The 14256-nt window shown below is 64.1% G+C and carries 16 protein-coding genes; 6 read left to right on the top strand and 10 right to left on the bottom strand.

Annotated elements, in window-relative coordinates; translation table 11 throughout:
- Nucleotides 1-79: 79 nt before the first annotated feature.
- The 3 genes from HHL25_RS08805 to alr form a co-directional block, all read right to left on the bottom strand.
- Nucleotides 80-691, bottom strand: a complete 612-nt coding sequence (locus HHL25_RS08805) for a CvpA family protein (RefSeq protein WP_169589162.1) — start codon at nt 689-691, stop codon at nt 80-82.
- 91 nt (nt 692-782) lie between these two features.
- A complete protein-coding gene (gene radA / locus HHL25_RS08800) occupies nt 783-2186 on the bottom strand; it encodes a DNA repair protein RadA (protein WP_169589160.1) in 1404 nt (467 codons plus the stop codon).
- Nucleotides 2187-2286: 100 nt separating this feature from the next.
- Nucleotides 2287-3450, bottom strand: a complete 1164-nt coding sequence (gene alr / locus HHL25_RS08795) for an alanine racemase (protein WP_169589158.1) — start codon at nt 3448-3450, stop codon at nt 2287-2289.
- 96 nt (nt 3451-3546) lie between these two features.
- On the opposite strand from alr, the gene HHL25_RS08790 reads away from it, so the two are divergent.
- The 3 genes from HHL25_RS08790 (at nt 3547) to HHL25_RS08780 (ending at nt 5482) form a co-directional block, all read left to right on the top strand.
- Nucleotides 3547-4404: an AraC family transcriptional regulator gene (locus HHL25_RS08790; RefSeq protein ID WP_169589156.1), complete on the top strand. Its 858-nt coding sequence runs from the start codon at nt 3547-3549 to the stop codon at nt 4402-4404.
- A gap of 74 nt (nt 4405-4478) precedes the next feature.
- Nucleotides 4479-5183, top strand: a complete 705-nt coding sequence (locus tag HHL25_RS08785; RefSeq protein ID WP_169589677.1) for an AzlC family ABC transporter permease — start codon at nt 4479-4481, stop codon at nt 5181-5183.
- Nucleotides 5180-5482, top strand: a complete 303-nt coding sequence (locus HHL25_RS08780; RefSeq protein WP_169589154.1) for an AzlD family protein — start codon at nt 5180-5182, stop codon at nt 5480-5482. The genes HHL25_RS08785 and HHL25_RS08780 overlap by 4 nt, the downstream gene beginning before the upstream one ends.
- 6 nt (nt 5483-5488) lie before the next feature.
- Here the strand turns inward: HHL25_RS08780 and HHL25_RS08775 are convergent, their stop codons facing one another.
- Nucleotides 5489-6985 carry a replicative DNA helicase gene (locus HHL25_RS08775; protein WP_169589152.1) on the bottom strand — a complete coding sequence of 499 codons (1497 nt, stop codon included), beginning with the start codon at nt 6983-6985 and terminating at the stop codon, nt 5489-5491.
- Between the two features lie 396 nt (nt 6986-7381).
- On the opposite strand from HHL25_RS08775, the gene HHL25_RS08770 reads away from it, so the two are divergent.
- Nucleotides 7382-7801 (top strand): MarR family winged helix-turn-helix transcriptional regulator, encoded by a 420-nt coding sequence (locus HHL25_RS08770; protein ID WP_246701714.1) that lies wholly within the window; start codon nt 7382-7384, stop codon nt 7799-7801.
- Between the two features lie 99 nt (nt 7802-7900).
- Here the strand turns inward: HHL25_RS08770 and rplI are convergent, their stop codons facing one another.
- The 6 genes from rplI to HHL25_RS08740 form a co-directional block, all read right to left on the bottom strand.
- A complete protein-coding gene (gene rplI, locus HHL25_RS08765; protein WP_169589148.1) occupies nt 7901-8476 on the bottom strand; it encodes a 50S ribosomal protein L9 in 576 nt (191 codons plus the stop codon).
- 23 nt (nt 8477-8499) lie between these two features.
- Nucleotides 8500-9471, bottom strand: coding sequence for a DUF2232 domain-containing protein (locus tag HHL25_RS08760; RefSeq protein WP_169589146.1), 972 nt, complete (start codon nt 9469-9471; stop codon nt 8500-8502).
- Between the two features lie 194 nt (nt 9472-9665).
- Nucleotides 9666-9914, bottom strand: a complete 249-nt coding sequence (rpsR, locus tag HHL25_RS08755) for a 30S ribosomal protein S18 (RefSeq protein ID WP_028736123.1) — start codon at nt 9912-9914, stop codon at nt 9666-9668.
- 24 nt (nt 9915-9938) lie between these two features.
- Nucleotides 9939-10394 (bottom strand): 30S ribosomal protein S6, encoded by a 456-nt coding sequence (gene rpsF, locus HHL25_RS08750; protein WP_169589144.1) that lies wholly within the window; start codon nt 10392-10394, stop codon nt 9939-9941.
- A gap of 272 nt (nt 10395-10666) precedes the next feature.
- Nucleotides 10667-11179 (bottom strand): ClbS/DfsB family four-helix bundle protein, encoded by a 513-nt coding sequence (locus HHL25_RS08745; RefSeq protein ID WP_169589143.1) that lies wholly within the window; start codon nt 11177-11179, stop codon nt 10667-10669.
- Nucleotides 11180-11187: 8 nt separating this feature from the next.
- Nucleotides 11188-12231 (bottom strand): aldo/keto reductase, encoded by a 1044-nt coding sequence (locus HHL25_RS08740; protein WP_169589142.1) that lies wholly within the window; start codon nt 12229-12231, stop codon nt 11188-11190.
- Nucleotides 12232-12437: 206 nt separating this feature from the next.
- Here HHL25_RS08740 and fabD point away from each other — a divergent pair, with 206 nt between their 5' ends.
- Both fabD and fabG read left to right on the top strand, forming a co-directional pair.
- The gene (gene fabD / locus HHL25_RS08735) at nt 12438-13382 is read left to right on the top strand and encodes an ACP S-malonyltransferase (RefSeq protein WP_169589140.1); all 945 of its coding nucleotides are present in this window, start codon (nt 12438-12440) and stop codon (nt 13380-13382) included.
- 34 nt (nt 13383-13416) lie between these two features.
- A complete protein-coding gene (gene fabG, locus HHL25_RS08730; RefSeq protein ID WP_169589137.1) occupies nt 13417-14154 on the top strand; it encodes a 3-oxoacyl-[acyl-carrier-protein] reductase in 738 nt (245 codons plus the stop codon).
- Nucleotides 14155-14256 lie beyond the last annotated feature (102 nt).

The raw sequence follows: 14256 nt of genomic DNA, 5'->3' as shown, positions 1-14256 counted from the left end.
CACGGAAGCCGCCGGTCTGTCCTGATCCGGCGGCGTCCGCTCGTGAAGTTTGGGGGCGCGGCCGAAGGCCGCAGCCCGGTCAGTTGTTGGCGGCCGGGGCGTCCTCGGCCGGAGCCTGCTCCGCAGGCGCCTGGTCGGTCGGTGCTTCGGCGGCCGGTGCATCGGCTGCCGGCTCTTCCTTGCCGAGGATGCGGGCCCGGATCTGCGGTTCGATGTCTTCCGGCAGCACGGCCTCGAGCTTCATCACCAGCGTGTCGAGGAACGGCTTCGACTTGGCCTGATTGACCCAGTCCGGGCGATGCTTGGCGTCGATCAGCCAGTTCCAGAAGGCGACGGCGACGACGAGAAGCAGGATACCGCGAGCGGCCCCGAACAGGAAGCCGAGTGTCCGGTCGAGCGCGCCGATGCGGCTGTCGATGATGAAGTCGGCGATGCGGCTCGTGATGAATGAGATGACGATCAGCGCGATCAGGAAGATCGCCCCGGCCGAGCCGGCCATGGCGATGCGGTCGTCGCTCGTGTAGTTCTTCACGTAGGGGACAAGCATCGGATAGAGATAGTAGGCGGCGGCAACCGCGCCCGCCCAGCTTGCGATCGAAAGCACTTCGCGCGAAAACCCGCGCACCATGGCGAGCACGGCGGAAAACAGCACGACGCCGATGACAATACCGTCAAAAATCGTAATGGGCATAAATACCAACTCCAAGACTTGCCGGCCATCGCCCGCATGATTGTCACCGCGACCGCTGCCGCCCTGCGCCGGCCGGGTCCGCCGGACTGGGTCAGTCGCCGGCCTGTTCCGAGCGCGCCTTCAACCGGGAACCGGCGATCCGCGCCACGAGATCGGGCAGGCTTTCGACTTCATTCCACTTCCCCGTCGAGCCTTTCGGCAATTCCGACGAGGCGGCCGGCAGGACTGCGGAGGAAAAGCCGAGCTTCTCAGCCTCCTTCAGCCGTTGGGCCGTGTGTGCAACCGGACGGACGGCACCGGACAGGCTGACTTCGCCGAAATAGACGCAATCGGCAGGAAGGGCAAGACCGGCAAGCGACGAAACGAGGGCCGAGGCGATCGCCATGTCGGCTGCAGGCTCAGAGATGCGGTATCCGCCGGCGATATTCAAGTAGACGTCGTGTTGTCCGAGCCTCACCCCGCAATGCGCCTCGAGCACGGCGAGGATCATGGCGAGCCGGGAGGAGTCCCAGCCGACGACGGCCCGCCGAGGCGTGCCGAGTGTGGTCGGCGCGACCAGCGCCTGCACCTCGACCAGCACCGGACGAGTTCCTTCCATGCCGGCGAAGACGGCGGCCCCCGGTGCCTTCTCGTTGCGTTCGCCGAGAAAGAGTTCCGACGGATTGGCCACTTCCCTGAGGCCGCGGTCGGACATTTCGAACACGCCGATCTCGTCGGTCGGGCCGAAGCGGTTCTTGACGGTGCGGAGAATGCGGTAGTGATGCCCGCGGTCACCTTCGAAATAGAGAACGGCATCGACCATGTGCTCGACGACGCGCGGCCCGGCGATCTGGCCGTCCTTCGTAACGTGACCGACGAGAACCATGGTGGCGCCCGTCTGCTTGGCGAAGCGGATCATTGCCTGCACGCCGGTTCTGACCTGCGTCACGGTGCCGGGAGCGGATTCGGCCGTGTCGCTCCACAGCGTCTGGATCGAATCGATGATGACGAGGTCCGGGCGCTTGCCTTCGGAAATGGTGGCGAGAATGTCCTCGACATTCGTCTCGGCGGCGAGAAGCACATCGGTCTGGGCAGCATCGAGACGCTGCGCGCGAAGCCTGACCTGCGCCACCGCCTCTTCGCCGGACACGTAGATGACACGGTGCCCTTTGCGGGAAAGGGCGGCCGCGGCCTGCATCAGCAGCGTCGACTTGCCGATGCCCGGGTCGCCGCCGATCAGGACCGCCGAGCCGCGCACGAAGCCGCCGCCGGTCGCCCGGTCGAGCTCTCCCATGCCGGTCGCAATGCGCGGCGCTTCCTCGATCTCGCCCGAAAGCGAGGTGAGGGTGACCGGACGACCCTTCTTCGGCACCTTGCCAGGGCCGGAGCCGATCCCGCCCATCGGGTCTTCCTCGACGATGGTGTTCCACTCGCCGCAACCGTCGCATTTCCCCGCCCACCGTGTGTGCACGGTGCCGCAGTTCTGGCAGATGAATTGGGTCTTGGCCTTCGCCATCGTCACGCCTTCCCGGTTCCGGACGTTGCGGAACAAAAAGTGAATATCGATCTCTCAACTAGGAGAAAATGCGGGAATGCGCAAGTCGGCCGAAGTGCTTCTAGAGCGCTTCGACATAATGCCGTTCGTGGCGGAGCCCGAGCCCGGTCAGCAGCTCGTAGCCGATCGTTCCGGCTGCCCGGGCCACATCGTCCACGGGAAGGTTGTTGCCGAACAGTTCGACATAGTCGCCGGCCGCGATCGCGTTGCGCGGCAGGTCGGTCACGTCGAAGATCGTCAGGTCCATCGTGATCCGGCCGATCACCGGTATCCTGTGACCGGCGATGAAGCCGTAGCCGCCGGCGATCCCCGTATCGCGCAAGGGAACGCCCCGGCCGGAAAGCGAGCGCAGATAGCCGTCCGCATAACCGACCGAAGCGATCGCAAGCCGGCTGTCTCGGGTGAGCCGCGACACGGCCCCATAGCCCACCGCCTCATCGACCCTGGCGTCGCGAACCTGCAGGACGCGCGCTTCGGCGGTGGCGACGGGGCGCATCGGGTTCTTCATTCCGTTGACCGCCTCGCCGCCGTAAAGCGCGATGCCGGGCCGGGTCAGGTCGAAGTGGTATTCCGGACCGAGGAAGGTTCCGGCAGACGCCGAGAGGCTTGAATCAATGCCTTCGAAGGCGGTGCTAACCCTGCGGAATGATTCCAGTTGCAGCCTGTTCATCGGCGATGACGGGTCGTCGCCGCAGGCGAGGTGGCTGAGCACCAGCACGGGCGAGAAGCTTGCGGGCCGCGATACGTCGTCGGCGAGCGCGAGCGCATCGTCGAGCGGCAGGCCGAGACGATTGAAGCCGGTGTCCACCTGCAGCGCGCACGGATAGTCGCCGCGCTCGGCAAGGATCGACATCCAGAAGGTAAGTTGTTCTTCGGAGGCGATGACAGGAACGAGGTCGTTCTCGAAGAACATTTCTTCCATTCCGGGCCAGATGCCCGAGAGGACGAAGATCCGCGCTTCCGGCGCATAGGGCCTGAGCGTCGCGCCCTCCGAGGGCACGGCGACGAAGAAGTCGCGGGCACCGGCGCGATAGAGTGTCTGTCCGACGTCCTCGATCCCGAGGCCATAGGCATCCGCCTTGACGACCGCGGCAGTCCTTGCCTTGCCGGAGCGTCGGGCCATGTCGCGCCAGTTGTCGGCCAGCGCGCCGAGATCGATGGTCAGACGGAGCGGTGCTGCTAGGAATTCGGCGGAGGCGTCGGTGAGATCGAAGGCGGTAGACATCTGGGATTTGCGACCACGGCTTGGGGAAGAAGGGCTCAGGCCGACCCTAGCACTTTTCTTCAAGACTGGAATGCGAACGGCCTCTATAATCTCGCAATGCACAATGTTTCGCAGATGGATGCCGCCAGCGACATGCCGCTGACGCCGGTAGAGAGCACCCGCTTCTGGCGCGACGGGCGGTTCGGCGGCATGGAATGCCTGTCGGCGACCTTCCAGACCCATGCCTATGCGCCACATGCCCACGAGACCTTCTCGATCGGCGCCATCGAGAGCGGCAGCCAGATCGCCCGCATTCGCGGAGCGCGTGAAGAGACCGGGCCGGGCTGCCTCTATCTGATCAATCCCGAGGTTGTGCACGACGGCGCGCCGGGGCCGGACGGCTACCGCTACAGGATGATCTATCCGGGCGAAGCGCTTTATCGCGACGTGCTCGAGGATGTGACGGGCAAGCCCTGCCGCGGCACGCCGGCCTTCACGCGCGAACTGCCGCAGGATGCCGAACTGGCCCAGGCCTTTCACCGTGCCCACCGGGCGCTCGAAGACAATGTCGGCGCACTTGAGGCCGAAGAGGGCATGTACAGCGTGCTCGCCGCCCTCTTCATGCGCCATGGCAGCGAGGTGCGTGCACCCATCGAAACGCGGGAGCGCACCGCGGTGTGCCGCGCCAGGGACTACCTGTCGGAGAACTTCGCCCAGGATGTCGGGCTGGAAGAACTGGCCGCCATTGCGGGCCTGTCGCGCGCCCATCTGATCCGCGCCTTCCGCAAGGAGTTCCACATCACGCCGCATGCCTACCTGACGGATGTCCGTATCCGGCGGGCGCGGGCATTGCTCTGCCTTGGCCGAAGCCCGGCCGACGTCGCCTTTGCCTGCGGTTTCGCCGACCAGGCGCATTTCACCCGCCACTTCAAGGCTCGCGTCGGCATCACGCCGGGCCAGTTCCGCAAGAGCTGATCACTTTCGTTCAAGACCAGCTCCGGCCTTCCCCATAAAAGGCCCCGACGACGGCCATGGAGTGGGAAATGTTGATGCAGGCGGAACGGACGTACAGGCAGGACTTCGTTGCCGGCGTGAGGCGCATGGCGCCGCTGATCGTCGCCGTCGTCCCGGTCGGCATCGTCTTCGGCGCGGTCGCCGCGACGAAGGGGCTGTCGGCGCTGGAGATCACCCTGATGAGTGCGCTGGTCTTTGCCGGAGGTTCCCAGTTCGTCGCCATGGACATCTGGACCCATCCCGCGAGCTGGACGGCGGTCGGTTTCGCCGCCTTGCTGGTCAACCTGCGCCATGTGCTGATGGGAACCTCGATCGCCGGCAAGATGCCTGCCTTCGGCCGAACGCAGAAGATCCTCTCCTTGCTGTTTCTGGCGGACGAAATCTGGGCGATCGCCGAGTTCCGCGCCCGTGAGGCGCGGCTGACGCCGGCCTGGTATACCGGCATCGTCGTGCCGTTTTATCTCGCCTGGGTGGTTGCTACCCTGCTCGGCGCGGTCCTTGGCGGCTTCGTTGGCGATCCGGCGCTGATTGGGCTCGATTTTGCCTTTCCCGCGGTCTTCATCGTGCTGGTGACCGGCTTCTGGAAGGGACGGGAGACCGGGTTGGTATTGATTGCCAGCGCCCTCAGCGCGCTCGCGGTCCATCATCTGGTTTCCGGCGTCTGGTATATCGCCGCTGGTGCCGCAGGTGGCTTGCTGGTCGCCGCGATGAGCGGCCGCCGGACGGAGGCGGGCGAATGACCCTCGATCTGGCGACCCTTGCCGCGATCCTCGCAATGGCATCCATGACCATGCTTACCCGACTGGCCGGGCTGGCGGTGTTGAGATTTGCGACCCTGTCGACCAGCGCACGCCGCATCCTGGATGCGATCCCGCCCGCAGTCATGGCCGCCGTCGTGACACCGACGGCGCTCGCGACCGGTCCGGCCGAGAGTATCGCCTGCGCGGTGACGGCATTGGCGGCATTGCGCCTGCCCATGCTGGCCGCAGCAGCCGCGGGGGTCGCGACCGTCGCGGTCCTGCGGGCGGTAGGACTCTGAAGAGCCTTACGGTTCCTGATACTCGATGAAACTCGGATCGGCCAGGTCGGCGAAGCGGGTGAATTCCGACTGGAAGGCGAGCTTGACAGTGCCCGTCGGTCCGTGGCGCTGCTTGGCGATGATGACGTCTGCCGTGCCCTTGACCTTGTCCATGTGCGCTTCCCATTCGGTATATTTGGGATCGGCCGGATCGCGGGGTTCCATGTTCTTCACATAGTATTCTTCGCGGAACACGAAGAGCACCACGTCGGCGTCCTGTTCGATCGAGCCCGATTCACGAAGGTCGGAGAGCTGTGGGCGCTTGTCTTCGCGGCTTTCAACGCCACGCGACAGCTGGGAAAGCGCGATGATCGGAACGTTGAGTTCCTTGCCGAGCGCCTTGAGGCCGGTGGTGATCTGCGTGATTTCCTGTACGCGGTTCTCGCCCGCCTTGCCGTGGCCGGTCATCAGCTGGATGTAGTCGACCACCAGGCAGTCGAGGCCGCGCTGGCGCTTCAGGCGGCGGGCGCGCGCCGAAAGCTGCGCGATCGAGATACCACCGGTCTGGTCGATGAAGAGCGGCACTTTCTGCATCATCTGGCTGCAGGCGACGAGCTTTTCGAAATCGGCCTCGGTGATGTCACCGCGGCGGATCTTCGAGGACGACACCTCGGTCTGCTCGGAGATGATACGGGTGGCGAGCTGTTCGGACGACATTTCGAGCGAATAGAAGCCGACCACGCCGCCGTTCTTCGCCTTGAAGGATCCGTCGGGCATGACTTCCGGTTCGTAGGCCGCCGCGATGTTGTAGGCGATGTTGGTGGCGAGCGAGGTCTTGCCCATACCCGGACGACCGGCAAGCACGATCAAGTCGGAGCGCTGCAACCCGCCCATCTTGGCATCGAGAGACATGATCCCGGTGGAAATGCCGGAAAGGTGACCGTCGCGCTCGAAGGCGGCGCCTGCCATGTCGATCGCCAGCGCCACCGCGTCGTTGAACGACTGGAAGCCACCGTCGTAGCGGCCGTTTTCGGCAAGCGCGAAAAGACGGCGTTCCGTGTCCTCGATCTGCGCCTGCGGCGGCATGTCGAGCGGTGCGTCATAGGCGATGTTGACGATGTCCTCGCCGATGGTGATCAGCGACCGGCGCAGCGCCAGATCGTAGATCGCGCGGCCGTAGTCCTCGGCATTGATGATGGTGACCGCTTCGGACGCGAGGCGGGCGAGATACTGCGCCACCGTCAGGTCGCCGACCCTCTGCTCCGCCGGCAGGAAGGTCTTGATGGTGACCGGGTTCGCGGTCTTGCCCATGCGGATGATTTCCGCGGCCACCTCGAAGATCTTGCGGTGTAGCGGCTCGTACAGGTGATCCGGCTTCAGGAAGTCGGAGACGCGGTAGTAGGCGTCGTTGTTGACCAGGATTGCGCCCAGCAGAGCCTGTTCGGCCTCGATATTGTTCGGCGCTTCCCGGTAATGGGGCTCGGCCGGTTGGAGGGGAGCGATCTTGCGCGCAGCATCGTTCATTGCGGCTACCGTCTTCTTTTCGAATGGTCGTTCAACAAAAAAACCGGTTTGTATTCTGGCTCTCCGAGAGTCAACGACATCGCCGCAACACACGACCGCAATCGGCCGGCTTGCGGCGCGCGGACGGCTCACGGGCGGCTTGTCCCTAATATCCACAGGCCTCCGGCCAAACGCGTCGATTCCACCGATTTTCCTTGCGGAGGTTCGGCGAGGCGAATCGGTCAGACACCGCCTATCTCCGTGGCATGAAGGCGTGCCCTTTTTGCGGCAGGGATGGAGACGCTTGCCGCTGGCGTCTTGGACGGAAATTCGGTAGCCTGATAATGGTTATGAAGCGAATATATATAGGTCGACGTCATGTCCCGCTCAGAAACACAACGTTTGCTGATGTACGAAATGGCGGCCCTCAGCAGGAAGCTGAGAGCGCATTTCGATTCCGTCGTTCGCGAGAAGGGATTGACGCTGCCGCGTGCCCGCGTGCTGTTCGCGCTCGCGGAAAAGGAGGGCGCCACCCAGAGCGAATTGGCGGGCCTTCTCGACATCGAGACGCCGACGCTGGTGCGCCTGCTCGATTCCATGGCGCAAGCCGGCCTGATCGAGCGCCGTGCGGCCGAGGGCGATCGTCGTGTCCGCCGGATCTTCATGACCGGGGAGGGCCGCACCGCCTCGCTCGAGGTGCATGCCATCGCCGACGATTTTCGCAATGTGCTGATGACGGACATGGAACTCGCCGAACTGGAGACGGCGCTGGCCGTGACGCAGAAGCTCCTCGCAAACCTCCTTGCGATGAAGGGCGGCAGCGACCCTGAGGCCTGACGATCGTCCGCGGTTGCTGAAGTCGTATTCATTGTCCTGAAAACGAAAACGCCCGGATCGTGTGATCCGGGCGTTCCTTCATGCCGTTGCGGCTGAAGCTTATTCTTCGTCGCCGTCGCGGTCTGCCTCCGGATCGAAGAAGTCTTCCGGACGAAGAGCGTCTTCGTCGACGCCGTAGATGGCGTCAGCGGAGGTCAGGCTTTCGCCCTTGGCCTGGCGCTCGGCTTCTTCAGCCGAACGGGCGACGTTCAGCTCGATGGCGATTTCGACTTCGGAATGCAGGTGCAGCGTTACGCTGTGCAGGCCGATGGTCTTGATCGGGGTGTTGAGCTCGACCTGGTTGCGGCCGACGTTGAAGCCTTCAGCAGCGAGGATATCGGCAACGTCACGGGCTGCGACCGAACCGTAGAGCTGACCGGTTTCGCCAGCCGAACGGACAACCACGAAGCTCTTGCCGCCGAGAGCGTCGGCAACCTTCTGGGCTTCCGACTTACGCTCGAGGTTGCGGGCTTCGAGCGTTGAGCGCTCGGCTTCGAAACGGGCCTTGTTGGCAGCGTTGGCGCGCAGGGCCTTGCCGAGCGGCAGGAGGTAGTTGCGTGCGAAGCCGTCGCGAACCTTTACGGTTTCGCCCATCTGGCCGAGCTTGGAGATGCGTTCAAGAAGGATGACTTCCATTTCTCTGTTCCTTTCGATTGAGTTCAAGATTTCGGGTTGTCGGGGGTGGTCTTGCGGACCGGTGTCAGCGCCACGGTCCGCCGGGTGTCGGCAAGTCCGAGGACGAGGATGAAGAAGGCCGGCAGCACCATCGGCGCCGAGAGATAGGCCAGGACGAGAACCGGCAGGCGCCAGTCCTTGCCGCGGGTTCTCAGATGCAGCGAGGCAAAGCCGGCCATCAGGAAGCCCGCGCCGAAGGTTCCGCACAGCGTTGCGCCGATGAGCGCCGGCGTGCCGCCGACGAAGCAGGCGACGATGCCAGCGAGAAAGACGAAGACCGCATTGCGGTTCATGCGCAGCGAGGAGGGCAGGTCCTCGCGCGGGCGAAGCGCCCGGCCGGACGTGCTGACCACGCGCATGGCGATGTAGTAGGCGGCAAACAGCATCAGCACCCACATGCCGCCCTGGATGATCGGGGCGGTCAGGAGCATCAGGCGCTTGATCTGCTCGATGCTTGCCGGATCCATTGCCATCAGCGGATCTCGATCGTTGACCGAGGCAGCCAGCAGGTCGACCATCTGGCCGATCAGTTCCGGACCGTAGCCGATCATGATCCCGAGGAAGATCATCGCGAGGGTGACCAGGGCGCAGAGATGCAGCAGGATGTCCGACAGCGGATACCAGGCCATCAGGTCGTCGGGACCGCCGATTTCGGCAGCGGGCCGCGCCAGATTGGCGAGGTGGCTGAGCCAGCCAGCCGGCAGCAGCGTGAAGATCGCCATCGCAATGGCGAAGAGCGGCGAGACGGCGATGGCGCCGAGAAGGGCCGCAGTCAGAACCGCGGCGATTGCCGCGACATTGCCCCAGCCGAGGCCGACGATCAGGACGGGAAGCGCCGAAGCGGCGTAAAGGAAGGACGAAAAGGACGGCTGTGCGTTCGCGCCCAGCACCAGCAGGGCGGCGGTAATACCGGCGATCACGCCGATCAACAGCAATTGTCCATTCACCTGTGTCACGTTCGCTGTCCTGCTGGTTCAAGCAGTTAGGGGAAAAGCCGGATTCAGATCCTGAAGTCCGTCCCCAACATGGGATTTCACCTGAAGTCGTTGATGCTCCGCGTGAAGCAGCTCGCTTCCAGGCCTTGGTTCCGATCCGCGCCCAACGCGGAAGGGATGAAGCCCGCCGGTTGCCCGGCAGGCTTCGAAGTCAATTACGCTACGACGTACGGCAGCAGGCCGAGGAAGCGGGCGCGCTTGATGGCCTGGGCCAGTTCGCGCTGCTTCTTCTGGGAAACTGCGGTGATACGCGAAGGAACGATCTTGCCGCGCTCGGAAATGTAGCGCTGCAGGAGACGAACGTCCTTGTAGTCGATCTTCGGTGCGTTCGCGCCCGAGAAGGGGCAGGTCTTGCGACGACGATGGAACGGGCGGCGTGCCGGAGCAGAGGATGCATCAGCCATTGTGTTTTCTCCTTGTGCTCGAAATTACGCGCGGTCTTCGCGCGGACGACGCTCGAAGCCACCTTCACGGGGGCCACGGTCCGGACGCGGACCACGGTCGCCGAAGTCGCGGCGCGGACCACGGTCGTCGCCGTCACGACGCGGACGGTCGTCACGGTCGCGCTTCTGCATCATGGCAGACGGGCCTTCTTCGTGGGCTTCGACAGCGATGGTCATGTAACGAAGAACGTCTTCGTTGATGCGCATCTGGCGTTCCATTTCGTGGATCGCTGCACCCGGAGCTTCGATGTCCATGAGTGCGTAGTGAGCCTTGCGGTTCTTCTTGATGCGGTAGGTGAGGGACTTGAGGCCCCAGTTTTCTACGCGCCCGACCTTGCCGCCGTTAGCTTCGATGACACCCTTGTACTGTTCGACGAGGGCATCAACCTGCTGAGCGGACATATCCTGCCGGGCAAGGAATACATGTTCGTAAAGAGCCATGACAGCTTTGCCTTTCTTGCGGTTGTCGTCACCCGGGATCCGGCGCTAAGCCTCAACGACTGCTCCTGTTTGGGAAACCCAAGGCAAGAAAAGCTGTTGTATCGAGACGGTCGAGAGCGGAGACACGGGAGGCCGGAACCCTAGTGGTTCCTGCGGTCCCATCGCTGGAACCGGCCCTCCGTTCAGCCACCAGCCATGAGACCGGGTGTTGTGAACAGCGCGCTTATACGCATTTTTGCCGTGATGGCAAGGCTCGTTCGGCAAAAAGCCGCTCAGGATGCGGAACGCGTCTTCTTCCACTTGCGGATCCGTGCCCGCGCATTAGCATAGGGCGAAGCCGTATTGAACTGGATCATCCGCCCGAGCGTCCACTTTTCATACCACCCGCGCCCGTAGAGCGCGGCGTCGTCCAGGCTGGAAACCAGCGCCACGAGTTGCCCATGCGTGGCACGGAGCCGCTCGACGCGCGTCGGGAAGTCGAGGCCGGACTGGTCCCGATAGAATTTCTGGGCAAGCTGGCCGAGTTGGTTCCACTTGAAGCCGGTCTCGGGAAAGTCCGGCTCCAGGCCCTCGTCCCGCAGCCTGACCCATTTCAGCACCAGCTGGCCCCACCCGGTAAGATAGGCCAGAAGGTCGTTGACGCTCATGGCGGTTCCGCGCGCGTGTCCCTCCATGTCGGGAGATGTCGCGTCCTCGGGCCGGATGGACGCAAGCTCCGCCTCGAGTCTGGCAAAGGCAGTCGTCATCGCCTCCAGAAGTTCGGCCTTGCTTGTCGGAACCGCCATGGCCGGTCTCAGATCGGTGCCGGATAGACCCGGTGCACCTTGCTGATCTCCTTCAGGATCTCGTCGGTGAGCGTGACGTCGGCCGCGCCGATGTCGGTCTTCAGCTGTTCCATCGTCGTCGCACCGATGATGACGGAGGCGACGAAGGGCCGGGTCAGGCAGAAGGCGAGCGCGAGCTGAGCCGGATCGAGCCCGTGCTTTCGGGCCATGTCGACATAGGCCCGCACGGCCGGTTCCTGGAGCGGCTGCAGCCGTCCGCCGAGGTCGCCGTTGATCGAAGCGCGTGATCCGCCGGGCTTCGAGCCGTCGAGATACTTGCCGGTCAGGAGGCCTGCCGCGAGGGGAGAATAGGCGAGCAGCCCGACATCTTCATGATGGGAGAGTTCCGCCATGTCGAGGTCGAAGTGCCGGTAGAGAAGGTTGTATTCGTTCTGGACGGTGGCGACGCGTGGCAGGCCGCGCGCCTCGGCAAGCGCGATGAAGCGCTGCGTGCCCCAGGTCGTCTCGTTTGAGAGGCCGATGGCGCGGATCTTGCCGGCCTTGACGCAGGCGTCGAGGGCCTCGAGCTTCTCGTTCATGTCCGAAAGCGTGCGCTCGCGGTCCTGCTTGTAGGGATTGTAGGTCCATGCCTGGCGGAAATGGAAATGCCCGCGGTTCGGCCAGTGGATCTGATAGAGGTCGATATAGTCGGTCTGCAGGCGCTTGAGGCTCTGATCGACCGCGTCTCGGATGGCGGCACCCGTGATCGGTTTGCCCTCGCGGATATAGGGGCGCCCAGAGCCGGCAACCTTGGTGGCGAGCACGACGTCCTTGCGTCGGCCCGTTTTCGCGAACCAGTTGCCGATGATCGTTTCCGTCAGGGCATAGGTGTCGGCCGAGAGCGGCGTGGTCGGGTATAGTTCGGCCGTGTCGAAGAAGTTCACGCCCTTTTCGAGCGCATAGTCCATCTGCTCGAAGGCTTCCGCCTCGGTGTTTTGCGAGCCCCAGGTCATGGTGCCGAGGCAGATTTCGGATACGGAAATGCCCGTACGGCCCAGTTTATTGTACTTCATGGAAAAGGTCCCGGTATGGAAGGTCTTGGGGAGGGAAATGACGAGGCGAATTTAGGCGCCATTTGGCCGTTCGCAAGAGCAAACTGTCGGGGAAACTGTTGTTGGGCAAAGTCCCCGGCCGCTGCACGTGGTCTTGACTCACTGGAAAAACACGTCAATGGGAAAGGCAAAACGAGGGAAGACATCGTCCCGAGAAGGAATATCCCATGAGCATTGCATTCACATTTCCGGGCCAGGGCAGTCAGGCCGTCGGTATGGGCAAGGAACTGGCGGAAGCCTTTCCGGAAGCCCGCGCGGTCTTCGCCGAAGTCGACGAGGCGCTCGGCCAGAAGCTCTCCGCCACCATGTTCGAGGGACCCGAGGAGACCCTGACCCTCACCGCCAATGCACAGCCGGCATTGATGGCCGTGTCGATGGCCGTGATCCGCGTGCTTGAAGCCCGAGGGCTCGATCTGAAGTCGAAGGTCGCCTATGTCGCCGGCCATTCGCTCGGCGAATATTCCGCGCTCTGTGCTGCCGGTACCTTCTCGCTTGCCGATACCGCGCGCCTCCTGCGCATCCGCGGCAACGCCATGCAGGCGGCCGTTCCGGTCGGCGAAGGCGCCATGGCCGCGATCATCGGCCTCGAACACGGTGATGTCGAGGCCGTCTGCCGCGAGGCTTCGGCTGCCGGCGCCTGCCAGATCGCCAATGACAACGGCGGCGGCCAGCTGGTCATCTCGGGCGCCAAGGCCGCCGTCGAGAAGGCCGCGGCGCTTGCCACGGAGAAGGGTGCCAAGCGCGCCATCATGCTTCCGGTGTCCGCCCCCTTCCATTCGGCCCTGATGGGCCCGGCCGCCGACGCCATGCGCGAGGCGCTTGCCACTGTCGAGAAGAAGGACCCGGTCGTTCCGCTGATCGCCAACGTGCGGGCGGCCCCGGTCACCGACGCGAACGAGATCGCGGCCCTTCTGGTCGAGCAGGTGACCGGACAGGTCCGCTGGCGCGAGACCGTCGAATGGTTCGGCGCCAACGGCGCCACCACTCTTTATGAAATTGGCTCCGGCAAGGTGCTGACGGGGCTTGCCCGTCGCATCGACAAGAATGTCACCGGTATTGCCGTCAATTCTGCGGCCGACATCGACGCGGCGCTTGCCGCGCTCGCCGGCTGATCGTCTGGATGATCTGGAACAAGGAACGAGCAACATGTTTGACCTGACCGGCCGCAAGGCCCTTGTAACCGGCGCGACCGGCGGCATCGGCGAGGAAATCGCCCGCCAGCTTCATGCCCGCGGCGCCCTCGTCGGCCTGCACGGCACCCGCGTCGAGAAGCTCGAGGCGCTCGCCGCCGAACTCGGCGAACGCGTCAAGATCTTCCCGGCGAACCTTTCCGACCGCGACGAAGTCAAGGCACTCGGCGAGAAGGCCGAGGCCGAACTGGAAGGCGTCGACATCCTCGTCAACAACGCCGGCATCACCAAGGATGGCCTGTTCGTTCGCATGAGCGACGCCGACTGGGACGCGGTGCTCGAGGTCAACCTGACCGCCGTCTTCCGCCTGACCCGCGAACTGACCCATCCGATGATGCGCCGCCGCTTCGGCCGCATCATCAACATCACCTCCGTCGTCGGCGTTACCGGCAATCCGGGCCAGGCCAACTACTGCGCCTCGAAGGCTGGCATGATCGGCTTCTCGAAGTCGCTCGCCCAGGAGATTGCCAGCCGCAACGTGACGGTCAACTGCGTCGCCCCCGGCTTCATCGAGAGCGCCATGACCGGCAAGCTCAACGACAAGCAGAAGGAAGCGATCATGGGGGCGATCCCGATGAAGCGCATGGGCACCGGCGCGGAAGTCGCCTCCGCCGTCGTCTACCTCGCTTCGAACGAGGCCAGCTACATGACCGGACAGACCTTGCACGTCAACGGCGGCATGGCGATGATCTGATGCTTCTCCGCCCGCGGCGCCATGGCTTCTCAATTGCATGTTGACCACTGGGTGCGGGCGAATTTCTGGCTTTGCGGCGGGGCTAAACCGTGTTAAGCGGGC

It is taken from the genome of Rhizobium terricola (assembly GCF_012927355.1).
Lineage (GTDB): Bacteria > Pseudomonadota > Alphaproteobacteria > Rhizobiales > Rhizobiaceae > Allorhizobium > Allorhizobium terricola.
This window is presented reverse-complemented; position numbering and strand designations above follow the sequence as displayed.